Annotated in this window: 22 protein-coding genes, 1 tRNA gene and 3 pseudogenes; 10 read left to right on the forward strand and 16 right to left on the reverse strand. The window is 71.0% G+C overall.

All coding sequences use genetic code 11. The features are described from left to right. Positions 1-455 (reverse strand): annotated as a pseudogene (locus tag ACIHCX_RS24905) (hypothetical protein); the annotation flags it as partial. Positions 456-737: 282 nt separating this feature from the next. Here ACIHCX_RS24905 and ACIHCX_RS24910 point away from each other — a divergent pair. Further along, positions 738-1,055: a hypothetical protein gene (locus ACIHCX_RS24910; protein WP_400032996.1), complete on the forward strand. Its 318-nt coding sequence runs from the start codon at positions 738-740 to the stop codon at positions 1,053-1,055. A 175-nt stretch (positions 1,056-1,230) separates the two neighbouring features. Here the strand turns inward: ACIHCX_RS24910 and ACIHCX_RS24915 are convergent. Beyond that, positions 1,231-1,382, reverse strand: a pseudogene (locus ACIHCX_RS24915) (RNA polymerase subunit sigma-70); the annotation flags it as partial. A gap of 1,310 nt (positions 1,383-2,692) precedes the next feature. Here ACIHCX_RS24915 and ACIHCX_RS24920 point away from each other — a divergent pair. The 7 genes and pseudogenes from ACIHCX_RS24920 to ACIHCX_RS24950 all read left to right on the forward strand — a co-directional run bounded on the left by ACIHCX_RS24920 (position 2,693) and on the right by ACIHCX_RS24950 (position 9,070). Continuing rightward, positions 2,693-2,914 carry a DUF6303 family protein gene (locus ACIHCX_RS24920; protein ID WP_400032998.1) on the forward strand — a complete coding sequence of 74 codons (222 nt, stop codon included), beginning with the start codon at positions 2,693-2,695 and terminating at the stop codon, positions 2,912-2,914. Further along, complete coding sequence (locus ACIHCX_RS24925) at positions 2,911-4,512, forward strand: hypothetical protein (protein WP_400033000.1); 1,602 nt, start codon at positions 2,911-2,913, stop codon at positions 4,510-4,512. The genes ACIHCX_RS24920 and ACIHCX_RS24925 overlap by 4 nt, the downstream gene beginning before the upstream one ends. A gap of 4 nt (positions 4,513-4,516) precedes the next feature. Then, positions 4,517-4,855, forward strand: coding sequence for an RRQRL motif-containing zinc-binding protein (locus ACIHCX_RS24930; protein WP_400033002.1), 339 nt, complete (start codon positions 4,517-4,519; stop codon positions 4,853-4,855). A 76-nt stretch (positions 4,856-4,931) separates the two neighbouring features. Further along, positions 4,932-6,074, forward strand: a complete 1,143-nt coding sequence (locus ACIHCX_RS24935; protein ID WP_400033004.1) for a hypothetical protein — start codon at positions 4,932-4,934, stop codon at positions 6,072-6,074. Next, positions 6,071-7,293 (forward strand): annotated as a pseudogene (locus ACIHCX_RS24940) (DUF3631 domain-containing protein). The gene ACIHCX_RS24935 and the pseudogene ACIHCX_RS24940 overlap by 4 nt, the downstream one beginning before the upstream one ends. A gap of 160 nt (positions 7,294-7,453) precedes the next feature. Next, a complete protein-coding gene (locus ACIHCX_RS24945; protein WP_400033006.1) occupies positions 7,454-7,642 on the forward strand; it encodes a helix-turn-helix transcriptional regulator in 189 nt (62 codons plus the stop codon). Between the two features lie 57 nt (positions 7,643-7,699). Then, the gene (locus tag ACIHCX_RS24950) at positions 7,700-9,070 is read left to right on the forward strand and encodes a site-specific integrase (RefSeq protein WP_400033008.1); all 1,371 of its coding nucleotides are present in this window, start codon (positions 7,700-7,702) and stop codon (positions 9,068-9,070) included. A gap of 176 nt (positions 9,071-9,246) precedes the next feature. Here the strand turns inward: ACIHCX_RS24950 and ACIHCX_RS24955 are convergent. After that, positions 9,247-9,328 (reverse strand) — tRNA-Tyr (locus ACIHCX_RS24955). 229 nt (positions 9,329-9,557) lie between these two features. On the opposite strand from ACIHCX_RS24955, the gene ACIHCX_RS24960 reads away from it, so the two are divergent. Next, entirely contained in the window at positions 9,558-10,046 is a 489-nt protein-coding gene (locus ACIHCX_RS24960) for a YajQ family cyclic di-GMP-binding protein (RefSeq protein ID WP_400033010.1), read from the forward strand. A 72-nt stretch (positions 10,047-10,118) separates the two neighbouring features. On the opposite strand, the gene ACIHCX_RS24965 is transcribed toward ACIHCX_RS24960, so the two are convergent. Further along, positions 10,119-10,385: a GlsB/YeaQ/YmgE family stress response membrane protein gene (locus ACIHCX_RS24965; protein ID WP_400033012.1), complete on the reverse strand. Its 267-nt coding sequence runs from the start codon at positions 10,383-10,385 to the stop codon at positions 10,119-10,121. Between the two features lie 245 nt (positions 10,386-10,630). Here ACIHCX_RS24965 and ACIHCX_RS24970 point away from each other — a divergent pair, with 245 nt between their 5' ends. Continuing rightward, positions 10,631-11,887 carry an APC family permease gene (locus ACIHCX_RS24970; RefSeq protein ID WP_400033014.1) on the forward strand — a complete coding sequence of 419 codons (1,257 nt, stop codon included), beginning with the start codon at positions 10,631-10,633 and terminating at the stop codon, positions 11,885-11,887. Positions 11,888-11,916: 29 nt separating this feature from the next. On the opposite strand, the gene ACIHCX_RS24975 is transcribed toward ACIHCX_RS24970, so the two are convergent. From ACIHCX_RS24975 to ACIHCX_RS25030, 12 genes are all read right to left on the reverse strand, one after another. Further along, the gene (locus ACIHCX_RS24975) at positions 11,917-12,309 is read right to left on the reverse strand and encodes a YccF domain-containing protein (RefSeq protein ID WP_400033016.1); all 393 of its coding nucleotides are present in this window, start codon (positions 12,307-12,309) and stop codon (positions 11,917-11,919) included. Next, a complete protein-coding gene (gene htpX / locus ACIHCX_RS24980) occupies positions 12,306-13,169 on the reverse strand; it encodes a zinc metalloprotease HtpX (protein ID WP_400033018.1) in 864 nt (287 codons plus the stop codon). Before htpX ends, ACIHCX_RS24975 begins: the two co-directional genes overlap by 4 nt. A 236-nt stretch (positions 13,170-13,405) precedes the next feature. Next, complete coding sequence (locus tag ACIHCX_RS24985; RefSeq protein ID WP_400033020.1) at positions 13,406-14,929, reverse strand: NADH-quinone oxidoreductase subunit N; 1,524 nt, start codon at positions 14,927-14,929, stop codon at positions 13,406-13,408. Then, positions 14,926-16,500 carry a NuoM family protein gene (locus ACIHCX_RS24990; protein WP_400033022.1) on the reverse strand — a complete coding sequence of 525 codons (1,575 nt, stop codon included), beginning with the start codon at positions 16,498-16,500 and terminating at the stop codon, positions 14,926-14,928. The genes ACIHCX_RS24985 and ACIHCX_RS24990 overlap by 4 nt, the downstream gene beginning before the upstream one ends. A 6-nt stretch (positions 16,501-16,506) precedes the next feature. Continuing rightward, positions 16,507-18,405 carry an NADH-quinone oxidoreductase subunit L gene (locus ACIHCX_RS24995; protein ID WP_400033024.1) on the reverse strand — a complete coding sequence of 633 codons (1,899 nt, stop codon included), beginning with the start codon at positions 18,403-18,405 and terminating at the stop codon, positions 16,507-16,509. Continuing rightward, positions 18,402-18,797 carry an NADH-quinone oxidoreductase subunit NuoK gene (gene nuoK, locus ACIHCX_RS25000; RefSeq protein WP_400033026.1) on the reverse strand — a complete coding sequence of 132 codons (396 nt, stop codon included), beginning with the start codon at positions 18,795-18,797 and terminating at the stop codon, positions 18,402-18,404. The genes ACIHCX_RS24995 and nuoK overlap by 4 nt, the downstream gene beginning before the upstream one ends. Further along, the gene (locus tag ACIHCX_RS25005) at positions 18,797-19,411 is read right to left on the reverse strand and encodes an NADH-quinone oxidoreductase subunit J (RefSeq protein ID WP_400033028.1); all 615 of its coding nucleotides are present in this window, start codon (positions 19,409-19,411) and stop codon (positions 18,797-18,799) included. The genes nuoK and ACIHCX_RS25005 overlap by 1 nt, the downstream gene beginning before the upstream one ends. After that, positions 19,408-19,962 (reverse strand): NuoI/complex I 23 kDa subunit family protein, encoded by a 555-nt coding sequence (locus ACIHCX_RS25010; protein ID WP_400033030.1) that lies wholly within the window; start codon positions 19,960-19,962, stop codon positions 19,408-19,410. The genes ACIHCX_RS25005 and ACIHCX_RS25010 overlap by 4 nt, the downstream gene beginning before the upstream one ends. Before the next feature lie 2 nt (positions 19,963-19,964). Continuing rightward, positions 19,965-20,933: an NADH-quinone oxidoreductase subunit H gene (locus tag ACIHCX_RS25015; protein ID WP_400033032.1), complete on the reverse strand. Its 969-nt coding sequence runs from the start codon at positions 20,931-20,933 to the stop codon at positions 19,965-19,967. After that, complete coding sequence (locus ACIHCX_RS25020; RefSeq protein ID WP_400033034.1) at positions 20,930-22,159, reverse strand: NADH-quinone oxidoreductase subunit C; 1,230 nt, start codon at positions 22,157-22,159, stop codon at positions 20,930-20,932. The genes ACIHCX_RS25015 and ACIHCX_RS25020 overlap by 4 nt, the downstream gene beginning before the upstream one ends. After that, positions 22,156-22,773 carry an NADH-quinone oxidoreductase subunit B gene (locus ACIHCX_RS25025; protein ID WP_400033036.1) on the reverse strand — a complete coding sequence of 206 codons (618 nt, stop codon included), beginning with the start codon at positions 22,771-22,773 and terminating at the stop codon, positions 22,156-22,158. Before ACIHCX_RS25025 ends, ACIHCX_RS25020 begins: the two co-directional genes overlap by 4 nt. Beyond that, entirely contained in the window at positions 22,764-23,171 is a 408-nt protein-coding gene (locus ACIHCX_RS25030) for an NADH-quinone oxidoreductase subunit A (protein ID WP_400033038.1), read from the reverse strand. Before ACIHCX_RS25030 ends, ACIHCX_RS25025 begins: the two co-directional genes overlap by 10 nt. Positions 23,172-23,342: the final 171 nt, after the last annotated feature.

The raw sequence follows: 23,342 nt of genomic DNA on the forward strand, positions 1-23,342 counted from the left end.
TCGGGCTCCGCCTCGGCCTCCGCCTCGGGGCTGGACTCAGCCATGGCCGAGCTGTCGTTGTGGACCTTCACGTCCTGCTCGGGCTCCGCCTCGGCCTCCGCCTCGGGGCTGGACTCAGCCATGGCCGAGCTGTCGTTGTGGACCTTCACGTCCTGCTCGGGCTCCGCCTCGGCCACCGCCCGCGACGCGGACTCCGGGCCCGCCGCCGTCCGCTCCGCCTCGTCATCGCTGCCCGAGGGCGCCTGCCAATCGTCGGACTGCTGCGACACGTCATCTTCATGCTGCTGATCACCATCGGACGCGTCCTCGTCGTCCACACCAGCGAGAGCGTTGGCGAGCGCGGGAGCCTGCTCGGACCGGGACAGACCCGCACCGAATGCCGCGCCGTGAGCGCCCACCGTGAGGGCACAAGAGGTCAGGCCCGCCAGAAGCAGACCAGAGCCACGGATTTTCATGATGCTCCGTTCTTATGATCGACCCACTTGTCGTCATAGTCGGAACAACCAAGCCCTCAACGTCCACGCAACACCGGTAACTCACCGTTATGGCGGATCAAATAATCCAGTCCGCCGCGGGCCGTCGAAGGGCGGCCGACAGCGACCAACGAAGACCAACGACGACTGCCCGGCTACTGGGAAGACGTGTGCTGTGGAGTACGGACCGCGTACCGTTCCCGGCGATGCCGTTGTGCGGGAGGGGCGAGCATAGGACGCGGGTGGGGTTGGCTGGGCATCGCCGTGGGCGCGGCCGCGGTGCTGGGGCTGCTGGCGATACCCAACGGCGGCGGTGGGGGCTACGGGTACGGCGGCGCCTTATGCGCGTCGGTGATCGGGGGTCCGGATGGTGATCAGCCCATCGTCCACCCCGTGGGCGGGGTCGACGAGGCGGACACCAGGGAGGGCATCCGCACCGCCCTGCTGGATTGCGAACGCCGCCGCGGCAGCCGCCTCGGCTGGGCCCTGGCGGTGGCCACCCCCACGGCCATGCTTCTCGGCGGCCTCCTGGCCACCCGCCTGCCCCGGGGCCGCCGGGCGGCGGAGCCGGGCTACCGCTGATCCACGGCTTCCGTTTCCGTTCGCACCGCGTGGAGGGCGGAGCGGTACCGGCCCCGGGCGATGCCCTCTTGGCTGCGCGACGAACCCCGACATGTGAACTGTCAGCCGATGAGTCCCCGGCCGAAGGGGTGCCGTCCTCGCTCCGACTCAGGTCACTGGATTCCGGTGGCTCCGGTCACCATGCGTTGATGACCGGCGCGTCGGGTTCGTGCTGCCGCCAGCCTCATTGATGCGCGCGAGCCGGTCCGCGGCGGCGATGCCGCGCAGGGACGCGACCTTGCCGTTGCTGACTTCGAACGCCACGGCGCCCACGATCCGGTCGTCGACCGCGTCACTCGTAGTGACGAATGGAGCTGCTGTCCTGTCCCGCGGAGAAGTTCCGTCGTTTGGACTACTCCATCCAGACCACTTGTCGCGTTTGCTCCGGGCTCAAGACGGCTAAGCGTCGGCACAGCGGGCGCTGTTGATCAATGGGCACGAATGCAGGGCGGCAGACAGCCCGAACGGTCTCGACGCAGGTGAGTCGCGTAGGAGGAGCCGATGGGTCCGGTACACCGCAGGTACACGAATGCCTGCTTGGTCGTCGCCGCTGTCATCGCGGCAGGCGGCGTGGATGTGGGCGCTGCGCGCGCACATGAGGTCTGGGGCCATGCGCAGGCCGCACGGTCCGCACAGAGGCTGGCTGATGCGGTGCACCAGGTAGGTGTAGCAAGTACGGGCAGCCGGAAAGTTCAGGAGAAGCGACGCCCCGTACCTGCAGCAGCTCTCTACACCACACGCACTGTGCGTCAGCCCTCGCGTTGGATTACCCCTGCCGCATCCAAGACGCGGCAGGCTTCACCCAGGTCGGCTGTGCGAACGGGTTACACGCGGACTGCGCAGACTGTGATTCGCATCGGAAAGTGGTCTCGGGTGGTGAAGAAGGGAGGCCAGGGGCTTGTCAATGGGTGCCAGTACGCCGTGCTGTGGGCTGGACCTATGCCGGGTGCCGATACTCGCGGTACGGCGGTCCTGGTTGGCCATAACTACTGTGGATTTGAGCGGTTTGCCACGGTGCCGGTGGGCACGGCCGTCACGGTGACGGGCCCGACCTCCGTGGCGGAATACCGGGTTTACGGACACCGGGTCATCAACCGGCAGGGCGGATCCGGTGCGGGCCTATATGACGGCGATTTGACCTTGCAGTCCTGCTTGGGCCGCAGCACTGGTTTTTCCTACCTCAAGCGCATCGCTTGATGTCTAGCAGGGATGAGAAGAGGGTTCCGCAGAAAACGGTTTGTCGAGCTGATGCGCAAGGAGCTGGCGTTTCGGTGAGCTTGGCCGCGCAGTCGGTGGGGGCTTCTGGGTGACTTCGCTGTTTCACGCGAAGCTGCATGCGAATCGACCTGACCTGCAGGAATCCCACGCCGCGTACGTCGAGGGCTACACCGACAAGAAGCTTCGAAGGGTCGGTCTCGGTGACCAACTCCGCCCACGACTGATCAGAACGGGCGCGTAACGACCCGTCACCAGCTCGTGAGCCAAGCGGCATTGAGGCGCTGAGAGACCCAAGGGGTGTCAGTGCCGTGCGTCAGAATGGTCCACGCGGCCACGGCCCCTCCGGAAACGGCGGGGCCTCCTGGTCCTAACGCAGGCCCATGGCCTCCTCCGGAAACGGCGGCGGCCCCCACGACTTTGGCCACGGAACGTCGGTTCCGACTCTCGCCGACCGGGCCGCCGCGCTGCAGCGGCTCGGTTACGCGCCGACCACGGGCGAGGAGTGGGCATGGACGGAGGCCGGCGATGCCCCCGGCGATCCCGCTTCGCCGGTCACTTTGATCGCTGCCACGCGGGTGCGGCTGCTTGAGGGGGACGCATGAACGCCGTCCTCAATCTGCACGGTGGTCCGTGGGCGTGGCTGCTGCCCCTGGCCGGCGCCGTCGCCGCTCTGGCGGTGGTGGTCTGGGCTGTGGGGCGGCTGCGTAAGTCGTCGTGGCTGTCGGGGATCGGTCCGCAAGCCGTGGTCGCCCTGGGCGGCGTGGCGGTCAGTGTGCATGGCCTGTGGGGTTTTGCCACGCAGACCAGCGCGCTGCCTGCGTCGCTGGCGGTGGCGTTCATCGCGGTGTTCGACGCCGCGGAAATGACGCTGCTGGTCATGATGTACCGCGCCGCCGACCCCGAGAAGGGCTGGACGCGGGAGCTCCGGCTGATGCACCGCACTGCGTGGATGCTGGTGTCCTTCTCCGCGGCGATGAACGCGGTGCACGCCCCGAACTGGTGGGCCCGCCCCGTGCTGGCCGCGGTGCCGGCGCTGGCAGCGTGGCTGATCGAGCTTCAGCTCCGCAGCAAGCTGCACCACGTCAAGCCCGGTCAGGACGACGAGAGCGGGCGGCCGGGTCCGGCCCGGCTGGTGGCGCTGCTGTGGCAGCACGCCTGGGCGGAACTGTTCGCCCTGCTCGGTCTGGACGCGCGCACGTCGTCGTCCGCGATCGCGCGGGCGGCCATGGTGCAGCGGGCGGCGCTGCGCGTCTACCGGCTGCGCCTGGCTCTGGCCGCGGGCAAGACCCGCCGGGTGCGCCGCTGGCGCCGCAAAGCCCAAAAGGCCCTGGACCGGGCGGACGTGGCCACCGACCGTGAGCAGGCCCTCGCGCTGGTGCGCCGCCTGGCTGCGCTGACCCGCGTGGACGAGGTCGCCAACCTCGACTACGGCACGCCTGCCGCTGTCCTAGCCCTGATCGAGGACCTCGCGGTGACACCGGCTGTGGAACGCCAGGAGGCATCCACGCTGACGGCCCAGGCCGAGGATGCGCGGCAGCGCGCGGAAGCCGCGCGGCAGGAGGCTGAGACCGCGCGGCAGCGCGCGGCAGAGGAACTGGCTGCCGCGCGGGAGGGGCTGGAAGGGGTTCGTCGGGAGCAGGCCGCCTTGCTGGAGCAGGGTGAGGATGCGACTGGGCGCGCGGCTGCTGCGCGGCAGCACGAGGAAGCTGCGCGGCAGCGCGCGGAGGATGCGCGGCAGGATGAGCAGGCCGCGCGGCAGCGCGCGGAAGGCCTCATCCAGCAGGCTCAACAGCAGGTTGGCGCCAAGCGTCAGCAGCTCGATGCGCTCACCGTCCAGGCTCAGCAGGCGCGGGCCGCCTACCAGTCCCACGCGGAGGCGTTGCAGCAGCTCAATGGCCAGATCACCGAGGCCCGGACGCTGTATGAGCGGCTGTGCGGCGACCTCGCCGGCCTCCGCCCGCAGGCCCCCGAGGGCGCCCTGGAGGGTGGGGAGACGGTCTGGAAGTCGCCTGCCAAGCAGGACGGCTGGACCTACTACCTCCACGCTCTGACCGCCCCTGGCGGGCAGGAGCCCACCGCCGCGGAACTAGCCGAGCGGTTCGGGGTGGACCCCGGAAACGCGCGGAACTGGCTGCGGGACTTCCGCGCCGCGCGCGCCGCGCAACTTGCCGCGCAGCCGCGCAGCCTGACCACCGCCTGACGCCATGAGCAGCATCCCTGTCTACCGATGGCGCCTGGCACCGGACGGCTTAGCCACACGCCGCCAACTCCGCGCGCAAGGACTCCGGCCTGGCGGTCAGGACGTAGTGGCCCAGGTCGAACGCCTGCGGCGGCGGCGCGGCCCCTTGGTCGCCTACCTCTACTCGATCGAGCACGCCAAGCCCGTCCGGCCGATGACGCCCGCGAAATGGGCGGCCCTGGCCAAGGCAAACGCCGCTCGCCGCAGTTGCCCCGAGTGCCTGCGGGATGCCGGATACGTCATCCCGGCCTCGCTCGGCGTGTGCGGCCCCTGCGCCTACTCCGAAGAACAGCGCGCCGCATAAGCCCTGTTGGCAGGCCCGGCCAATCGCCTCCTACAGCCCCGGCCGGGCCCTACTCCACTAGAGGAGTGCTCTCAGCATGACGGAACTCAGCACCGAGCCGGTAGCCGTCGAGGCTGCCCCGACCACTCCGCCCCCGCCGCCCGACCGCATGCCCGCCGCGGTCAAGGACGTGAAGGAGGTGGAGCACACGCCCGGCGGCTGGCCGGTCGTTCCCCTCGCTCTGACCGGGGCGAACAGCACCGTTAGTGCGGTCGCCGCCGCATCCCTGGCCGGCGGCCCGATCGCCGCCATGGTCGCCGCAACCGGCGCCGTGGTCCTGGGCACGTTCACCGCAACCCGCTCCCGCAAGCCCAACCCGCACCGCGAGGCACGACGGGCCGCCGCGCGCGCCGCCGGCCACAACGCCGCCCGTAACGCGGCCCTACGCCGCGGTGGCACGGGAGCAGGCAGCAGCCGTAGCGCAGGTGGCCGTTCGGGCAGCTCTCGCGCCGGTCGCAGCGGTGGCCGATCCGGCAGCGTGCCGGGCCAGCACCGCCGCGGCACCGGCCCGGCCGCACGCCACAGCAGCACCGCCACCAGCGGGAAGACCAGTAGGAAGGCTGGTCAGGGCTTCTCCAAACACGCGGCCGGCAGCGCGGGGAAGAGTGCTGGCCGGATCGGTCAGATAAGGGGTTTGCGAGCGTCGCAGCAGGGCGCGGCCGGGTCGCGTGCCGATCGGCGGGCACACACCACGGCGGCCCGCCGCGCGGTCGCCGACGCCCGCCGCAACGCCAAAGCCGCAGCTGGCAACAGCCGGTTGGGAAAGCGCAGGAACGGCGCAGGCAGCCGGGCCGCTCCACAACCTGTGGACCCGGCCGGTGTAGGCGGGCCGAAGGTCGCCGCCCGCCAGGGCGTCCTTTCTGTCCTTCGTTCTGAGCAGTTCCGGGCCGACGAGGCACGCCACGGCACGGAAGACCCGACGCCGGACCAGCCCGGCATCCGCATCTACGCCCCACCGGTCTACCGCCACCACTGGGACGGAGCCCGCTGGTCCAAACGCCACGGGGACACCCCCACCGCCGCCTACGCCTGCACCTGCACCTGCACCTGCACCTGCGGACAGACCGGCACCGCCACCGACCCCCGAGCCGTCGCCGCCCTGGTCACCGAGTACGACGCCCACAAATCCGCCTGCACCGGAACCCCCGCAACGCTCCCCGAAAGGAGGAACGCCGCATGACCCCCACCATCGACGGGGCCGCGCTGCTCAACGAGGTGGAAGCCTTCCACCGCCGCTTCAACGTCTTCCCCACCGAAGCCGCCTACGTGGCGGTCGCACTGTGGGACGCACATGCGCACCTGCTCGACTGCTTCGACTCCACGCCCCGTCTGGCCTTCCTGTCCCCGGAGCCGGGATCAGGCAAGTCCCGCGCGCTGGAGATCGTGGAAACCCTCACCCCTCGCGCTGAGGCCACCGTGAACGCTTCCCCCAACGCCCTGTTCCGGCTGGTGGAGGCAGCGGAGGGACGACCGACGCTTCTCTTCGACGAGATCGACACCGTGTTCGGCCCCAAGGCGGGGGACAACGAACCCGTCCGCGGTTTCCTCAACTCCGGTTACCGGCGCATCGGAACCATGCTGCGCTGTGTGGGCGACGGGGCGAACCAGAGCGTGCAGCGGTTCTCCTCGTTCTGCGCTGTCGCCATGGCCGGGCTCGGCTCGCTGCCGGACACGATCCTGACCCGTTCCGTCATCATCCGCATGCGCAAGCGCGCCCCGAACGAGCGCGTGGAGCCCTACCGGCAGAGGCTCAATGAACGCGAAGGCCACGTTCTGCGAGACCGCCTCGCCGAGTGGGCCGACAGCGTCCGCGAGCAGGTCACCGGGGCCTGGCCCGACCTCCCCGAAGGCGTCACCGACCGACCTGCGGACGTGTGGGAGCCCCTGCTCGCCGTCGCGGACGCCGCCGGGGGCGAGTGGCCGGCACGAGCGCGCACGGCCTGCCTGGAGCTGGTCAACGCCGCCCACGACAACGACGAAGCCTCGCTCGGGGTGCGGCTGCTGACCGACCTGCGCGACAAGGTGTTCTGCGGCGCGGACCGCATGCCCACCGCCGTCATCCTGGAAATGCTGCTCGCCCTGGACGACGCCCCGTGGGGCGACGTGGACGACAAGCCGCTGAACTCGCGGATGCTGTCCAAGCTGCTCGGGCAGTACGTCACCCCCGCCAACAAGCCCATCAAGCCGCGCGGCATCCGCACCCCGTCTGGCACCCCCAAGGGCTACTACGCGGAAGACCTCTCCGACGCCTGGCTCCGCTACTGCCCCCGCCCCCTCAGAAATCCGCAACATCCGCAACACCGCAGGTCAGCGGGGGTGAATCTGTGGCGGATAGCCCCTTCGCGATCCGCCACAGCCCCGCGGAAACCGCCACACCGCTCTTCCGCGTGGCCGGCTGACCCCGTCCGCCCGATAGGTGCCGCCACACCGTGCGTGTGGCGGCACCTATCCGCAACAGAACCGCTATCCGCCACAAAAGCAAGCCGCTGACCTGCAATGTTGCGGCGTGGCGGATGTTGCGGATTCCCCAGAAGAGAGACCGAGACAAGGAGTCGCACCTTGGCCCGCCCCCAGATGCTCAAGCTCCCCGAAGTCCTCGAAGAGATCGGCATGAGCCGAGCCGCCTTCTACCGCATGCGCGCACGCGGCAAGGCCCCCAAGCTCATCAAGCTCCCCAACGGGCAGATCCGGTGCCGTCGCAGCGACCTCGACGCCTGGTGGGATCACTGCGAGCTGAGCGCTGCCTGACCTGTCAGCACCTGCGGGCCCGCCGGGAATCCGGCGGGCCCCTGTTCATGGAGGAACATGTCCCTCACCTACGACGCACGCCTTTACGCCATCGAAGTACGCCGCGAGCGGCCCAAGCCGTATCGAGTGCGCTGGTTGGTCGGGAAGCGGAAGCACTCCAAGAGCTACCAACTCAAGGCTCAAGCCGACGGACGCCGATCCGAACTGATGGCGGCCGTCCGCCGCGGTGAGCAGTTCGACGAGGACACAGGCCTTCCAGTCTCCGAGCTGCGCGCGGCGCAAGGCGCCGTCACCTGGTACGAGCACAGCCAGTCCTACGTCGAGCGCAAATGGGCAGTGGCGCCGGCCAAGTCACGCAAGAACTACGCGGATGCCTTGGCATCCATCACGCCGGTTCTGGTGAAGTCGACCGCCGGCCGTCCAGACGCGCGAGTCTTGCGCACGGCGCTTTACGGCTGGGCGTACAACAAGAACCGCTGGAGTGAGGAACAGCCTGCCGAGATTGCTGCGGCCCTGCGCTGGCTCGCCAAGAACTCACTGCCTGTCTCCGCCCTGGAAGACCCGGCCACCGTCCGCCTAGCCCTGGATGCCCTCGCTCTCAAGCTGGACGGCACTCCTGCGGCTCCCCGCACCGCTCGACGCAAGCGAGCCTGTCTGAGTGACGTGCTCGGCATGGCAGTGGAAGCCCAGTACTTCACCGCTCCGGTCAATCCGCTCACGACCGTGAAATGGACCGCCCCGAAGTCGGTGGAGGAAGTCGACCCTCAGAGCGTCGCCAATCCGCGCCAGGTCCGTGCGCTGCTCAAGGGTGTGCGGGAGCAGGGGACGCGTGGTGAGCACCTGGAAGCGTTCTTCGGCTGCCTTTACTACGCCGCGATGCGGCCAGCCGAGGCAGCAGCACTCGCTCTGCCCCAGTGCCACTTGCCCGAGACCGGCTGGGGAACGCTGACACTGCGCCAAGGGATCGTGCGCGCTGGCACGGGTTGGACCGACGACGGCCGGGCCCATGAGGACCGCCATCTGAAAGCGCGCGCGAAGAGGGACTCCCGCCCCGTTCCGATCCCCCCACACTTCGTTCAAATCCTGCGCCAGCATATCCAGCGGTACGGGACCGCCCCGGACGGCCGGCTCTTCCGGACCAACCGCAACGGGGTGCTCCAGGAGACCGGTTACGGCGAGGTGTGGGCGAGATCGCGGCAAGAAGTACTCGGCCCGGCTGAGGCAGCCTCGCTCCTGGCCCGCCGCCCATATGATCTTCGCCACGCGGGGGTATCCCTCTGGCTCAGCTCGGGGGTGGACCCAATGGAGTGCGCGCGGAGAGCCGGTCACAGCATCGCGGTGCTCTTCCGGGTGTACGCCAAGGTGCTGGCACAGACCCAGCACCGAGCAAACGAGCGGATCGAGGCTGCGCTGAAAGAGTGGGGCTAGCCGTGGGCTAGCCGGGCCCGTCCCCTGGGGGACACGCGCTGATCAGGGTTGGGATTTCCGCGTGACGAGGTGAGACAAGTCGCCACTTTTCGGGCCCGATCGAACAACGGCGTCGGATAACGAAGAGACCCCCTCCGCTCTGCGTTTCCGCAGTTCGGAGGGGGTCTTTCCCAGAGTGGCGGCGCCAGGATTCGAACCTGGGAAGGCTGAGCCGGCAGATTTACAGTCTGCTCCCTTTGGCCGCTCGGGCACACCGCCTTGGGATGCCGCCGGTCGTACCGCTTTTCGGCGGTGCTCTCCGGCAACGACGTAAACAATACCCGATGGCGAGGGGTGCTCCGCCACCCTGTTGATCGGCGGTCGGCACGCCCCAGGATGGCTAGGCTGGAGCGGATGCGACCCGCGGCCCGCAGGCCGGGATCGGCGGCCTCCCCCACGCCCGCCGGCACGCATCCGATACACACCCCGATACAAGGAGCCACAGGACATGGCCGACTCCAGTTTCGACATCGTCTCGAAGGTCGAGCGGCAGGAGGTCGACAACGCCCTCAACCAGACCGCCAAGGAGATCTCGCAGCGCTACGACTTCAAGGGCGTGGGTGCCTCGATCTCGTGGTCCGGTGAAAAGATCCTCATGGAGGCGAACTCCGAGGACCGGGTGAAGGCAGTCCTCGACGTCTTCCAGTCCAAGCTGATCAAGCGCGGCATCTCGCTGAAGGCCCTGGACGCGGGCGAGCCGCAGCTGTCCGGCAAGGAGTACAAGCTCTTCGCGTCGATCCAGGAGGGCATCTCCCAGGACAACGCGAAGAAGGTCGCCAAGCTCATCCGCGACGAGGGGCCCAAGGGCGTGAAGGCCCAGGTCCAGGGCGAGGAGCTGCGCGTCAGCTCCAAGAGCCGCGACGACCTCCAGACCGTGATCGCGCTGCTGAAGGGCCAGGACTTCGACTTCGCGCTCCAGTTCGTGAACTACCGGTAGGACAGAGAGAACAGAGAGAAGGGTGGGCACCTGCGCGGTGCCCACCCTCTTCCCACTCGGCCGCGTTTCCCCTCAGTCGCGTGAGTTGCGGGAGAAGATGCGGTAGGCGATCAGCAGCACGAGCGAGCCGCCGATCGCGGCGACCCAGGTGGCGCCGTCGAAGAGTTGTCGGCTGATCGGGTGGTGCAGCCAGCGGGCGGAGATCCAGCCGCCGAGGAACGCACCGGCGACTCCGATGAGGGTCGTGACGATGAAGCCGCCCGGGTCGCGCCCCGGCAGTAGGAGCTTCGCTATGGCGCCGGCCAGGAGCCCCAGGATGATCCAGCTGATGATGCCCATGCTCTGAACCTGCCCTTCCACGCCGTGCCTGCACTGTCCCGGTGCTTCCCGTTGGGTTCGGACAGGCTGTGCTGGTGCGCCCGCAGGCAGCGCGTCGTTCTGTCGTGCTGGTCACGTGTTGTGATCGTGCCTACCACACGCGTGTTCCTCCCGCGCCAGGAGCGCGTCGTGGAGGAGGACGCCCCGGCCGTATCCCGCGGTTGCACCGTTCAGCCGCCATCACGCCGGTCAGTAGGGTTCGGACCATGACTCGGCCCGCTGCCCCGTCCCCGCCCGAGCTGCGGCGCACCCTCGGAGTCGGGGACGCCGTGGTCATCGGGCTCGGCTCGATGATCGGGGCCGGGATCTTCGCCGCCCTGGGGCCGGCGGCCCGCGCGGCGGGCTCCGGGCTGCTCCTCGGGCTCGCGGTCGCCGCCGTGGTGGCCTACTGCAACGCCGCCTCCTCGGCACGGCTGGCCGCCCGGTACCCGGCCTCCGGCGGCACGTACGTGTACGGGCGTGAACGACTCGGCATGTTCTGGGGCCATCTGGCGGGCTGGGCGTTCATCGTCGGCAAGACGGCCTCCTGTGCGGCGATGGCCCTCACCGTGGGCGCGTACGTCTGGCCCGGGCAGGCGCACGCGGTGACGGTCGCGGCCGTGGTGGGGCTGACCGCGGTGAACTACGGCGGCGTGCAGAAGTCCGCCTGGCTGACGCGTGTGATCGTGGCGGTCGTGCTGGCGGTCCTCGCCGCCGTGGTCGTGGTGTGCCTGGGGTCCGGTGCCGCTGCCGCCGACCGGGCGGCCGTCGGCGGCTCCGTCGGCGCCGGGGGCGTCCTTCAGGCGGCCGGGCTGCTGTTCTTCGCCTTCGCCGGGTACGCGCGGATCGCGACCCTCGGCGAGGAGGTGCGGGATCCCGCGCGCACCATTCCGCGCGCGATCCCGCTCGCCCTGGGCATCACCCTGGCCGTCTACGTGTGCGTGGCGGTGGCCGCGCTCAGTGTGCTGGGGCCGGACGGGCTGGGCCGCGCGGGGGCACCGCTGGCCGACGCGGTGCGGGCGGCCGGGGTGCCGGGGCTGGTCCCGGTGGTACGGACCGGTGCCGCCGTGGCCGCGCTGGGATCGCTGCTCGCCCTGGTCCTGGGCGTCTCCCGGACCACGCTGGCGATGGCCCGGGACCGGCATCTGCCCGGTGTGCTGGCCGCCGTGCACCCCCGTTTCCGGGTGCCGCACCGGGCGGAGCTGGCCGTGGGCGCGGTGGTCGCGGTGCTGGCCGCGACGGTCGACGTCCGGGGCGCGATCGGCTTCTCCTCCTTCGGCGTCCTGGCGTACTACGCGGTCGCCAACGCCTCCGCCTGGACCCTCGATCCCGCTCCCGCCCGGCGCGCGGTGCCGGCGCTGGGCCTCCTCGGGTGCCTGACGCTGGCGTTCGCCCTGCCGTGGTTCTCGGTGGCCGTGGGGAGCGGGGTGCTGGCGGCGGGCATGGCCTCGTACGGCGTACGGCGGTGGTGGGCGGCGCGATAGCCCTCGGGTCGCCCGTCGCGCCCTGTCCGTCAGCGCGTCGCGAACGGCTGGTTCGTGGGAACGATCTCCCGGCCCAGCGGGAACAGGGCGACCGGAATCATCTTGAGGTTGGCGATGGCGAACGGAATGCCGATGATCGTGACGGCCAGCGCGATGGCGACGGCGATGTGCTCGAGCGCCAGCCACCAGCCCGCGAGGATCAGCCACAGGACGTTGCCGATGAGGGAGGGGGCACCCGCGCCGCGGCGCTCGACCGTGGTGTATCCGAAGGGCCACAGGGCGTAGACGGCGATGCGGAACGCCGCGATGCCGAACGGGATGCCGATGATCGTGATGCACAGCAGCACGCCCGCGAGGAAGTAGCCGAGGAACAGCCAGAAGCCGCTCAGGACCAGCCAAATGACGTTGAGGATTGTCTTCACCGGTGACGACCTGCCATCTGCTCGAGTCGGGCGATGCGCTCCGCCATCGGGGGATGCGTGGAGAACATCTTCGACAGTCCCTGGCCGGGGCGGAACGGGTTCGCGATCATCATGTGGCTCGCGGTCTCGATGCGCGGCTCCGGGGGCAGCGGGAGTTGCTGGGTCCCCATCTCCAGTTTGCGCAAGGCACTGGCGAGGGCAAGTGGGTCGCCGGTGAGCCGGGCGCCGGACGCGTCCGCCTCGTACTCCCTGGAGCGGCTGATGGCCAGTTGGATGAGGGAGGCGGCGAGCGGGCCGAGGATCATGATCAGGAGCATGCCGATCAGGCCGGGGCCCTCGTCGTCGTCGGAGCGGCCGACCGGGATCAGCCAGGCGAAGTTGACCAGGAACATGATCACGGACGCCAGGGCGCCGGCGACGGAGGAGATGAGGATGTCGCGGTTGTAGACGTGGCTGAGCTCGTGGCCGATGACGCCGCGCAGCTCGCGCTCGTCGAGGATGCGCAGGATGCCCTCCGTGCAGCACACGGCGGCGTTGCGCGGGTTGCGGCCGGTGGCGAAGGCGTTGGGTGCCTCGGTCGGTGAGATGTACAGGCGGGGCATGGGCTGGCGGGCCTGGGTGGAGAGGTCGCGGACCATGCGGTACAGGGCCGGGGCCTCGAACTCGCTGACCGGGCGGGCCCGCATGGCACGCAGCGCCAGCTTGTCGCTGTTCCAGTAGGCGTACGCGTTGGTGCCGAGGGCGATGAGGACCGCGACGACCAGGCCCGTTCGGCCGAAGAAACTGCCGATGAGGATGATGAGTGCGGACAGTCCCCCCAGGAGGACTGCGGTCCTGAGCCCGTTGTGCCGGCGGTGCACGGTACGCCCTCCAAGTGGTGCGGCAGGGGAACCCTTCGCTTCACTGCGCTTCGACTCCACCGGTGCCGTGTGGCGTCACGTCCAGTGGACCCTTCCGAACTGGTCAACGCCAGGCGGGGGCCACGGGTTCCCTGGTCCGTGCGACGGCGCGCGGGCCGTCCGGGTGAGTGGGGCGCCGGTCGGCACGCGCGCGTGAGGCCGCGCCGCGCCACGCGCGCGTGGCGGGGCGCGGGTGCTCAGAACAGGCCGGTGCCGGCGAAGCGGAGCACCAGTTGGGGTGCTCCGGAGAGGGCCGCGCCGAGGACGGCGGTCAGGGCGAGGGCGGCGGTGAGCGGGGCCGGGACGCGGTGCCGGACGGGTTCGCCCTCGGGCGCGCGGAACAGCAGGGCCGCCCACTGGAGGTAGTAGAACAGCGCGATGACGACGTTGACGGCCATGACGACGGCGAGCCAGCCGAGTCCGGCGTCGACGGCCGCGGAGAACACGGTGACCTTGGCGAACAGCCCGATGACGCCCGGGGGGAGGCCGGCCAGGCAGAGCAGGAAGAAGGCCAGCACCAGGGCGGTCAGCGGGTTCGTGGCGTACAGGCCGCGGTAGTCGCTGACGCGGTTGCGTTCCTTGGTACGGCCCACGAGCGCGGCCACGGCGAAGGCGCCGATGTTCACGGCGGCGTACATGAGCGCGTAGGCGACCGTGGATCCGATCGACTTCTGCGGGTCCCTGGAGTAGCCCGCGGCGGCGATCGGCACCAGGAGGTAGCCGGCCTGGCCGACGGAGGACCAGGCGAGCAGCCGTACCGCGCTGTACGCGCGCGTGGCCTGCTGGCGCAGGGCGCCGACGTTGCCGACGGTCATGGTGAGGGCGGCGAGCGCGGCCAGCGCGGGACCCCAGGCGCCGGAGTACGACGGGAGGGCGACGACGGTGACGAGGATCAGCCCGGTGAAGCCGACGGCCTTGCCGACGACCGACAGATAGGCGGCGACCGGCAGGGGGGCGCCCACGTAGGTGTCGGGCACCCAGAAGTGGAAGGGGACGGCCGCGGTCTTGAAGGCGAAGCCGACGAGGGTGAGGACGACGCCGGTCTGGGCGAGCGTCTGGAACTGGCCGTCGACGTGCTGAACGCGTTCGGCGATCCGGGTGAGGTACAGGGTGCCGGTGGTGGCGTAGACGAAGCTGACGCCGAGCAGGCTGACGGCGGTGGCGGTGACCGAGGACAGGAAGAACTTGAGGGCCGCGTCGGAGGACCTGCGGTCGCCGTGCCTAAGGCCGACGAGGGCGAAGGCGGGCAGGGAGGCGACCTCCAGGGCGACGACGAGGGTCGCCAGGTCGCGTGCGGCGGGCAGGAGCGCGGCGCCGGCGGCGGAGGCCAGCAGCAGGAACCAGAACTCCCCTTCGGGCAGTGTCCTGCGCCCGTCCTTCAGTGCGGTGACCGACAGCAGCGCGGTCAGGAGGGCGCCACCGAGGACGAGGAACTGGATGACGAGGGTGAACCGGTCGGCGGTGTAGCTGCAGACGTCGGGGTGGCCGGTCTGGCAGAACGTGGCGCGGTCGCCGTCGAGGAGCGGCAGGAGCAGCAGCGCGGCGGCGGCGAGTCCGGCGACGGAGAGCCACCCGAGGAGGGGCTTGCGCGCCTGAGGCACGAAGAGGTCGGCGACGAGGACCACGAGGGCGATCACCGCGGTGAGGGTGGGCGGCGCGACGGCGAGCCAGTCGACGGACTGGACCATCGACTCGGCCGCCGTCTGGGCCAGGGCGCTCATCGGGTGCCTCCTGCGAGGAGCTGCTGCACGGCCGGGTCGGTGAGCCCGAGCAGGGCCTTCGGCCAGAGTCCGGCGAGGACGGTGAGGGCGACGAGCGGGGTCCAGGCCGCGAACTCGTAGCCCCGGACGTCGGCGAGCCGCGGCGCCTGCCGCGGTACGGCGCCCATGCAGACGCGGCGGACCACGACGAGCATGTACGCGGCGGTCAGCAGGGTGCCGAAGGCGCCGATCGCCATGAAGGTGAGGAAGGCGGGCCGGCTGAGGCCGGCGGCCGGCTGGAACGAGCCGAACAGGGCGAGCATCTCGCCCCAGAACCCGGCGAGGCCCGGCAGGCCGAGGGAGGCGACGGCGCCGAAGGCGATGAGTGCGCCGAGACGCGGGGCCTTTCCGTACAGCGCGGCGCCGGACTTCTCGGCCAGGGCGTCGAGGTCGGTGGTGCCGGTGCGGTCCTTGAGCGCGCCGACGAGGAAGAACAGCAGGCCGGTGATGAGGCCGTGGGCGATGTTGGCGAAGAGAGCGCCGTTGACGCCGGTGGGGGTCATGGTGGCGATGCCGAGCAGGACGAAGCCCATGTGGCCGACCGAGGAGTAGGCGATGAGCCGCTTGAGGTCGCCCTTCGCACCCTGCCTGACGAGGGCGAGGCAGGCCAGGGATCCGTAGATGATCCCGACGACGGCGAGGGCGGCCAGATAGGGCGCGAACGTGTGGAAGCCGTCGGGTGCGATCGGCAGCAGGATGCGGACGAAGCCGTACGTCCCCATCTTCAGCAGGACGCCGGCGAGGAGCACCGAGCCGACGGTCGGGGCGGCGGTGTGCGCGTCCGGCAGCCAGCTGTGCAGCGGCCACATCGGTGTCTTGACCGCGAGTCCGAGACCGATCGCCAGAACGGCGATGACCTGCACGGACGCGGTCAGTGACCGGCCGTTGTCAGTGGCGAGTGCCACCATGTCGAACGTGCCCGCCCTGAGCCCGACGAGGAGCAGGCCGAGCAGCATGACGACCGAGCCGAGCAGCGTGTAGAGGATGAACCGCCAGGCGGCGGCCCGACGGCCCTCGCCGCCCCAGCGGGCGATGAGGAAGTACATCGGGATGAGGACCGTCTCGAACGCGAGGAAGAACAGCAGCAGATCGAGGACGGCGAAGGTCGCGAGGGTGCCGGACTCGAGGAGGAGCAGCAGCGCGACGAAGGCCTTCGGGGTGGGACCCGCGGGCGGCTTGAAGTAGGAGTACAGCGCGCAGAGGAAGGTCAGCAGCGCGGTCAGCACGACGAGGGGGAGGGAAATGCCGTCGACGCCGAGGTGGATGCGCACATGGAGTGCGGGGATCCAGCTGATGTCGGTCGTGGCCTGCATCCTCGACGGGTGGGCGTGGTCGAAGCCGAGCGCGAGGACGATCGCCGCGGCGAGGATCACGCCGGTGACGGTCACGCCGTGCCGGAGGACGGCCTGCTCGGGTGACTTCCCCTTCAGCCCGGGCGGCGCGGGCAGGAGGGCGGCGAGCGCCCCGAGGAGCGGGCCGGCGACGAGGAACGCCAGAAGGAACTGCATCACGGACTCGTTGATATCGATCACGCCTGCTCACGCTCCCGTGGCGACAAGGACGGCAGCGACCGCCAGGACGACGGTGCCGGCGAGCAGCGCGCTCACATAGGTCTGCACATTGCCGGTCTGGGCGCGCCGTACGACGGCCCCGAGCAGTCGGGGTGCGGCGCCGGCGCCGCGTACGTAGGTCTCGACGACCTCCCGGTCGAGGAACCGGACGAGGCTCGCTCCGGCCAGCACCGGCCGGACGAACAGGGCCGCGTACACGGCGTCGAGGTGGAAGCCGACGGCCGCGTGCCGGTGCAGCGGTCCGAGCAGCAGCCGTCCGGGGTCGGCGAGTCCGGCGCCCTCGGGGTGGGCGGCGAGCGCGGTGGCGTGCTGCCAGGCGCCGTAGGTGACGATGCCGCCGACCAGGGCCACCCCCGTGCCGAGCACGGAGGTGATGAGCGTGGGGGTCAGGTCCCGGCCGTCGAACCATCCGGGCAGGACGCGGAAGGCGAGGCCGCCGAAGGCGAGGGAGGGGAGGGCGAGCACCCAGAGCACCGCGTTCATGACGAGGGGCTGCCGGCCGTGGTCGGGGGCCTCGGCGCCCCGGCCGCGGAAGGCCAGCAGCCACAGGCGCATGGCGTAGGCGCCGGTGAGCAGGGCCGTGAGGAGGCCGGCCACGAGGACGGTCCAGCCCGCCGCCACGGGGGCATGGCTGGTGTTCCCGGTGGCGACGTGCTCCGCGGCGCCGAGGACGGACTCCTTGGAGAAGAAGCCGCTGAACGGGGGGATCGCGGCGAGCGCGAGGAGCGCCACGGTCATCGTCCAGTAGGCGTCCGGGACGCGGGCCCGCAGGTTGCTCATGCGGGACATGGCGGCCAGCGAGTTGGTGCCGGCGGCGTGGATGATCACGCCGGCCGCGAGGAACAGCAGCGCCTTGAAGGCGCCGTGCGACAGGAGGTGGAAGACGGCCGCGCCGCGGTCGCCGACGGCGAGCGCGCCGGTCATGTAGCCGAGCTGGCCGGTCGTCGAGTAGGCGAGGACGCGTTTGATGTCGTCCTGGGCGAGGGCGGCGAGCGCCGAGCCGGCCATCGTCACGGCGGCCATGACGGCGAGGACGACCATCGCGGCCGAGGAGGCCTGGAAGACGGGGAGGAGCCGGGCGACGAAGTAGACACCGGCGGCGACCATCGTCGCGGCGTGGATCAGCGCGGAGACGGGCGTCGGGCCCGCCATGGCGTCGGGGAGCCAGGTGTGCAGCGGGAACTGCGCGGACTTGCCCGCCACGCCGGCGAGGAGCAGCAGCCCGATCAGGGTCGGGTGGTGCAGTCCGCCGCTCGCGACGGTGCCGAGGACCTGGGTGATCCGGAAGGACCCGGCGTCGGCGCCGAGCGCGAACAGGCCGATCAGGAAGGGCACGTCGCCGAGCTTGGTGACCAGGAAGGCCTTGAGGGAGGCGGCGCGGGCCTGAGGGGTCTCCCAGTAGTGGCCGACCAGGAAGTAGGAGCAGATGCCCATGACCTCCCAGCCGACCAGCAGGACGATCAGGTCGCCCGAGTAGACGACGAGCAGCATCGCGGAGGTGAACAGGGAGACGAGCGCGGCGTACGAGGGGTAGCGCGGGTCCTCGCGCAGGTAGCCCATGGAGTAGATCTGCACGCAGGTGGCGACCACGCCGACCAGGACGGCGACGAGCGCGGCGAAGCCGTCGATGTGCAGGGCGAGCTCGATGGGCACCGAGCCGGTGGGGGTGAGCTCGGTGGCGGCGTCTACGGCCCGGCCGCCGCCCTGGTCCGCGGCGACCAGCACGGCCAGGACCAGGGAGGCCAGGGGCGGCAGTACGGCGAGCGGGCGGACGAAGCCGGGCGCGGTGCGGCCGAGCAGCAGACCGGCCACGGCGCCGAGGAACGGAAGGAGGGGAACGAGGACGGCGAGGGTGGTCGTGGTCACGCGGTGGCCTCAGCCTTCTCAGCGGCCTGAGCGGTCGCGGCGGCGCTGTGGGGGCCGTCGTCGGAGTCGTCGGGGCCCTCGGCGGAGTCGCGGAGCCGGTCGATGTCCGAGGTGCCGCGGTTGCGGTGGACGGCGAGGACGATCGCCAGGCCGATGCCGATCTCGGCGGCGGCGATGGCGATGGTGAACAGGGTCAGGGCCTGACCGGAGTGCAGGGTCTCGATCGCGGCCCTGCTGAGCCAGACGTCGAAGGCGACCAGGTTGAGGTTGACGGCGTTGAGCATGAGCTCGACGGACATCAGGACCAGGATCGCGTTGCGGCGGGCGAGGACGCCGTACAGGCCGGTGCAGAACAGGAGGGCGGAGAGCACGGCGGGATAGGCGAGGTGCATCAGCGGACACCTTCCTTCGCGCCCGGGCCGCCGTGGGCCCCCGGGGCCCGGGGCGCGGCGGCCTGGGGGGCGGCGGCTGCCTTCGCCTTGCGGGACAGGACGATCGCGCCGACCAGCGCGGCCAGGAGCAGGACGGAGAGGGCCTCGAAGGGCAGGACCCAGTTCTGGAACAGGCTCTCGCCGGTGGCCCTGGTCGATCCGGCGGCGGCGCCGTCCAGGTCGACCCAGGTGGTGCGGAAGGCGTCGACGACCACCCAGACCAGGGCGGCCGCGGCGGCGACGGCCACGGTCAGGGCGGCCCAGCGGTTGCCGGAGTCGGCGTCCGGGGAGCGGCCGATGGGGGCCTTGGTGAGCATCAGTCCGAACAGGAGGAGGACGACGACGGAACCCACGTAGATGAGGACCTGCACCCAGGCGATGAACTCGGCGGTGAGCAGCAGGTACTCCACGGCGATGCCGCCGAGGGCCACCACCAGCCACAGGGCGGCGTGCACGAGCTGCCGGGTGGTGACGGTGACGAGGGCGGCGCCGAAGGTGACCAGGCCGACGAGAAGGAAGGCGATCTCGACGCCGGTCGGGGAGAGGAAGCCGTGGCTTGCGGCGGCGATGCTCACGCGTCCTCCCCCTCCCGCGGTTCGGCCTGCGCGGCCGCCAGCTTCTCGGCGGTCTTGCGGGCGGCGGCGATCTCCTTGGGTTCCTCCGCGCCGGGATCGAGGGCGGGCGGCGCGGGCACGGTCCACATCCACTCGCGCAGCTTGTCGCGCTCGTGGGTCAGCTCGCGGATGTCGGTCTCGGCGTACTCGAACTCCGGGGACCAGAACAGAGCGTCGAAAGGACAGACCTCGATGCAGATACCGCAGTACATGCACAGGGAGAAGTCGATGGCGAAGCGGTCGAGGACGTTGCGGCTGCGGTCGCGGCCGCCGGGAACCGCCGCGGGGACCGTCTCCTTGTGGGAGTCGATGTAGATGCACCAGTCCGGGCACTCGCGGGCGCACAGCATGCAGACGGTGCAGTTCTCCTCGAACAGGCCGATGACGCCGCGGGTGCGGGGCGGCAGGTCGGGCTGGACGTTGGGGTACTGCTCGGTGACGGTCTTCTTCGTCATCGTGCGGAGGGTGACGGCCAGGCCCTTGGCCAGGCCGCTGCCGGGGATGGGGGCCATGGCTACTGGATCACCACCTTGACGATGCCGGTGAGGGCGATCTGGGCGAGGGAGAGGGGGACGAGCAGGGTCCAGGAGAGTTTCTGGAGCTGGTCCTCGCGCAGGCGGGGGTAGGTGACCCGCAGCCAGATGACGACGAAGGCGAGGATCGCGGCCTTCAGCAGGGTCCACAGCCAGCCGAGGCCGTCGGCGCCCCAGGGGCCGTGCCAGCCGCCCAGGAAGAGGACGGTGGTCAGTCCGCACAGGACGACGATCCCGGCGTACTCGGCGAGGAGGAACAGGGCGAAGCGCAGCCCGGTGTACTCGGTGTACGCGCCGAAGATGATCTCCGAGTCGGCGACGGGCATGTCGAACGGCGGGCGTTGCAGTTCGGCGAGGCCGGCGACGAAGAAGACGATCGCGCCGACGATCTGCCAGGGCAGCCACCACCAGTGGAAGGCGTGGACGATGCCGGGCAGGGAGACCGTTCCGGCCGCCATCGCCACGGAGGCGGCGGTGAGCAGCATCGGCAGCTCGTAGGCGAGGAGCTGGGCGGCGGTGCGCAGGCCGCCGAGGAGGGAGAACTTGTTGGCGGAGGCCCAGCCGGCCATGAGCGAGCCGAGCACGCCGACGGCCATCACCGCGAGCACGAAGAAGATGCCCGCGTCGAGGACCTGGCCGACGGCTCCCTCACCGGGGCCGATCGGGATGGCGAGCAGCACGAGGAGGTAGGGCAGCAGGGCCACGGCGGGGGCGAGCTGGAAGACCCGGCGGTCGGCACCGGCCGGGACCACATCCTCCTTCTGTGCGAACTTCACGCCGTCCGCGATGAGTTGGGCCCAGCCGTGGAAGCCGCCGGCGTACATGGGGCCGAGGCGGCCCTGCATGTGCGCCATCACCTTGTGCTCGGTCTGCCCCACGATCAGGGGGAAGGTCAGGAACACCACGAAGACGACGACCAGTCGCAGGGCGACATCGACGACACCGTTCACCGCGGGCCTCCTTCCGGTTCGTCGGACGTGGCGGGGGGTTCGGTGGCGTCGGGTTCGTCGTCCTCGGACCTCGGCGCGGACTCGTCGAACGCCGGACGGGCGTGGTGCCAGGGGGCGTCCGAACTGCGCGGCGCCGCCGACGGCTTCGGGCTCGCCGCGTCCCGCCGGCCGGCGTCTTCAGGCGCGCCCTCGGCGGGCGGCCCGGCTTCCGGAGCCGCCTGCGGCGTGGTCGCGGCGCGCTCGGCTGCCGTCACGTCGGCCTGCCCGGGCGCACCCTCGTCGCGGCGAGCCGCCTGACTTGCCGAGCCCTCGCTCGCGCTGCGTGTCCGCCGGGGCCGGGCGGCGGGAGCCGCGGGCTGCTCGGGGCCGGGAGCCGCAGGAGTCGTGGCCGCCCGGTCGGCGGAGCCCTCAGCGGGCGCCGTCGCACCCTCGTCGCGGCCGGCCACCTGACTCGCCGAGCCCCCGCTCGCGCTGCGTGTCCGGCGGGGCCGGGCGGCGGGAGCCGTGGGCTGCTCGGGGCCGGGAGCCGTGGGGGATGTGGCCGCCCGGCCGGCGGAGCCCTCCGCCGCCGTGCGCGTTCGGCGGGCCGGGCGGTCGCTCGCAGGCCGGGCCGCGCCCCGCGCCGGGCGGGACGGGGCGGGCGGGAGCTGGCCCTTCTGGGGGCCCCACTCGTTGGGGTCGGGCACGCCCGGCGGCAGTATCTGGCGGCGCTTGGGCCCGCCGTGGGCGGCACCCGCCGCGGGCTCCCCGGGTTCCTTGGCACCGGGCCACGCCTTGGCGACGCGGGCCGCGAGGACAAAGTCCTTGCGCAGGGGGTGGCCCTCAAAGGTCTCGGGCAGGAGGAGGTGGTCCAGGGCGGGGTGGTCCCGGAAGGAGACGCCGAACATCTCGTGCGTCTCCCGCTCGTGCCAGGCCGCGCCGGCGTAGACGTCCACCGCGGTCGGCAGGACCGGCGCCTCGTGCGGGACCGTCGTACGCACCAGTAGGCGCCGGACCGGGGCGAGGGCGACGACGTGGGCCGAGACGCGGAATCCCGTGCCCGGCTCGTCGACGGCGCTCAGCCAGTCGAAGTACGTGCAGCCCAGCTCGTCGCGGGCGGTCAGCAGCGCGGAGATCCAGGTGTCCGGCGGCACGTCCACCGTCAGGACCGCGTAGGCCTCCTCCGCCGTCGCCCCGGTCCCGAACAGTTCCTCGACGGGCGCGGGCAGCCAGCCGGCCCCACTCATCGCGGGTCCCCCTCGCCGGTGGCCGCGCCGGCCGGCGGCCGCACGAGGCCGCTCTGCAGCGCCGCCGTCGAAGGACGGGCCGTCCCGGTCGCGTACCGCTCCCCCAGCGACTCGTGCGCGATCTTCTCCTGGAGCTTCAGGATGCCCTGGAGCAGCGCCTCGGGGCGGGGCGGGCAGCCGGGGACGTAGACGTCCACCGGGATGATCTGGTCGACGCCCTTGGTGACGGAGTACGAGTCCCAGTACGGGCCGCCGCAGTTGGAGCAGGCGCCGAAGGAGATGACGTACTTGGGCTCGGGCATCTGCTCGTACAGCCGCCTGATCGCCGGGGCCATCTTGTCCGTGACCGTGCCGGACACCACCATCAGGTCGGCCTGGCGGGGCCCGGGCGCGAACGGGATGACGCCGAGGCGGATGAAGTCGTGCCGGGCCATCGACGCGGCGATGAACTCGATCGCGCAGCAGGCGAGGCCGAAGTTGAAGACCCAGAGCGAGTAGCGCCGGCCCCAGTTCAGGACGACCTTCATCGGCTCCGGGGCGAGCCGGGCGAGCGTGCCCAGCCGCTTCGGCTCCGGCAGCGGTACCGGTTCGGGGGTGATGGGGGTCACGTCCATGTCAGGACGCCCTTCTTGTATGCGTACAGCAGGCCCACGGTGAGGAAGCCGAGGAAGATGAACATCTCCACGAGCGTCGTCGCGCCGTAGCCGGGGGCGGCGAAGACCGTCGCCCAGGGGAACAGGAAGATCGAGTCGACGGCGAAGATCACGTACAGGAACGCGTAGACGTAGTAGCGGACCTGGGTGTGTGCCCAGCCCTCGCCGACGGGGTCGACACCGCACTCGTACGTCAGCAGTTTCTCCGGGGTGGGGACCACCGGGCGCAGCAGGCGTCCCGCGCCGAAGGCGACGGCGACGAACAGCACGCCGACGACGGCGAGCACGCCGACGACCGAGTAGGACTGGAAGTAGTCCGCCGCGACGACGGCGGTCGACCCCCGCAACGTCTCCCGCACCGTCCGTTCCTCACTCCCTGGCCCTGGCGGACCTGTTTTCCCGGCCCCGTACGGCCCCGTACTGTTCGGCTGTTCGACGATCTGTACGCACGGGAGTCTAGGCCCTGATAAAGGACGGGTAAGCAGCCCGTCACACCGTGGGACGCGAAGGTGGGGTTTTCCCCAGTGTCC

Source organism: Streptomyces sp. NPDC052043, assembly GCF_044548235.1.
In the GTDB taxonomy this organism is placed as follows: domain Bacteria; phylum Actinomycetota; class Actinomycetes; order Streptomycetales; family Streptomycetaceae; genus Streptomyces.

Coding starts and splice junctions, on each gene's coding strand:
- ACIHCX_RS24920 (WP_400032998.1), top strand. CDS start 2,693: ATGGCCTCCTCCGGAAACGGCGGCGGCCCCCACGACTTTGGCCACGGA.
- ACIHCX_RS24925 (WP_400033000.1), top strand. CDS start 2,911: ATGAACGCCGTCCTCAATCTGCACGGTGGTCCGTGGGCGTGGCTGCTG.
- ACIHCX_RS24930 (WP_400033002.1), top strand. CDS start 4,517: ATGAGCAGCATCCCTGTCTACCGATGGCGCCTGGCACCGGACGGCTTA.
- ACIHCX_RS24935 (WP_400033004.1), top strand. CDS start 4,932: ATGACGGAACTCAGCACCGAGCCGGTAGCCGTCGAGGCTGCCCCGACC.
- ACIHCX_RS24950 (WP_400033008.1), top strand. CDS start 7,700: ATGTCCCTCACCTACGACGCACGCCTTTACGCCATCGAAGTACGCCGC.
- ACIHCX_RS24960 (WP_400033010.1), top strand. CDS start 9,558: ATGGCCGACTCCAGTTTCGACATCGTCTCGAAGGTCGAGCGGCAGGAG.
- ACIHCX_RS24965 (WP_400033012.1), bottom strand. CDS start 10,385: ATGGGCATCATCAGCTGGATCATCCTGGGGCTCCTGGCCGGCGCCATA.
- ACIHCX_RS24970 (WP_400033014.1), top strand. CDS start 10,631: ATGACTCGGCCCGCTGCCCCGTCCCCGCCCGAGCTGCGGCGCACCCTC.
- ACIHCX_RS24985 (WP_400033020.1), bottom strand. CDS start 14,929: ATGAGCGCCCTGGCCCAGACGGCGGCCGAGTCGATGGTCCAGTCCGTC.
- nuoK (WP_400033026.1), bottom strand. CDS start 18,797: ATGCACCTCGCCTATCCCGCCGTGCTCTCCGCCCTCCTGTTCTGCACC.
- ACIHCX_RS25010 (WP_400033030.1), bottom strand. CDS start 19,962: ATGGCCCCCATCCCCGGCAGCGGCCTGGCCAAGGGCCTGGCCGTCACC.
- ACIHCX_RS25020 (WP_400033034.1), bottom strand. CDS start 22,159: ATGAGTGGGGCCGGCTGGCTGCCCGCGCCCGTCGAGGAACTGTTCGGG.
- ACIHCX_RS25025 (WP_400033036.1), bottom strand. CDS start 22,773: ATGGACGTGACCCCCATCACCCCCGAACCGGTACCGCTGCCGGAGCCG.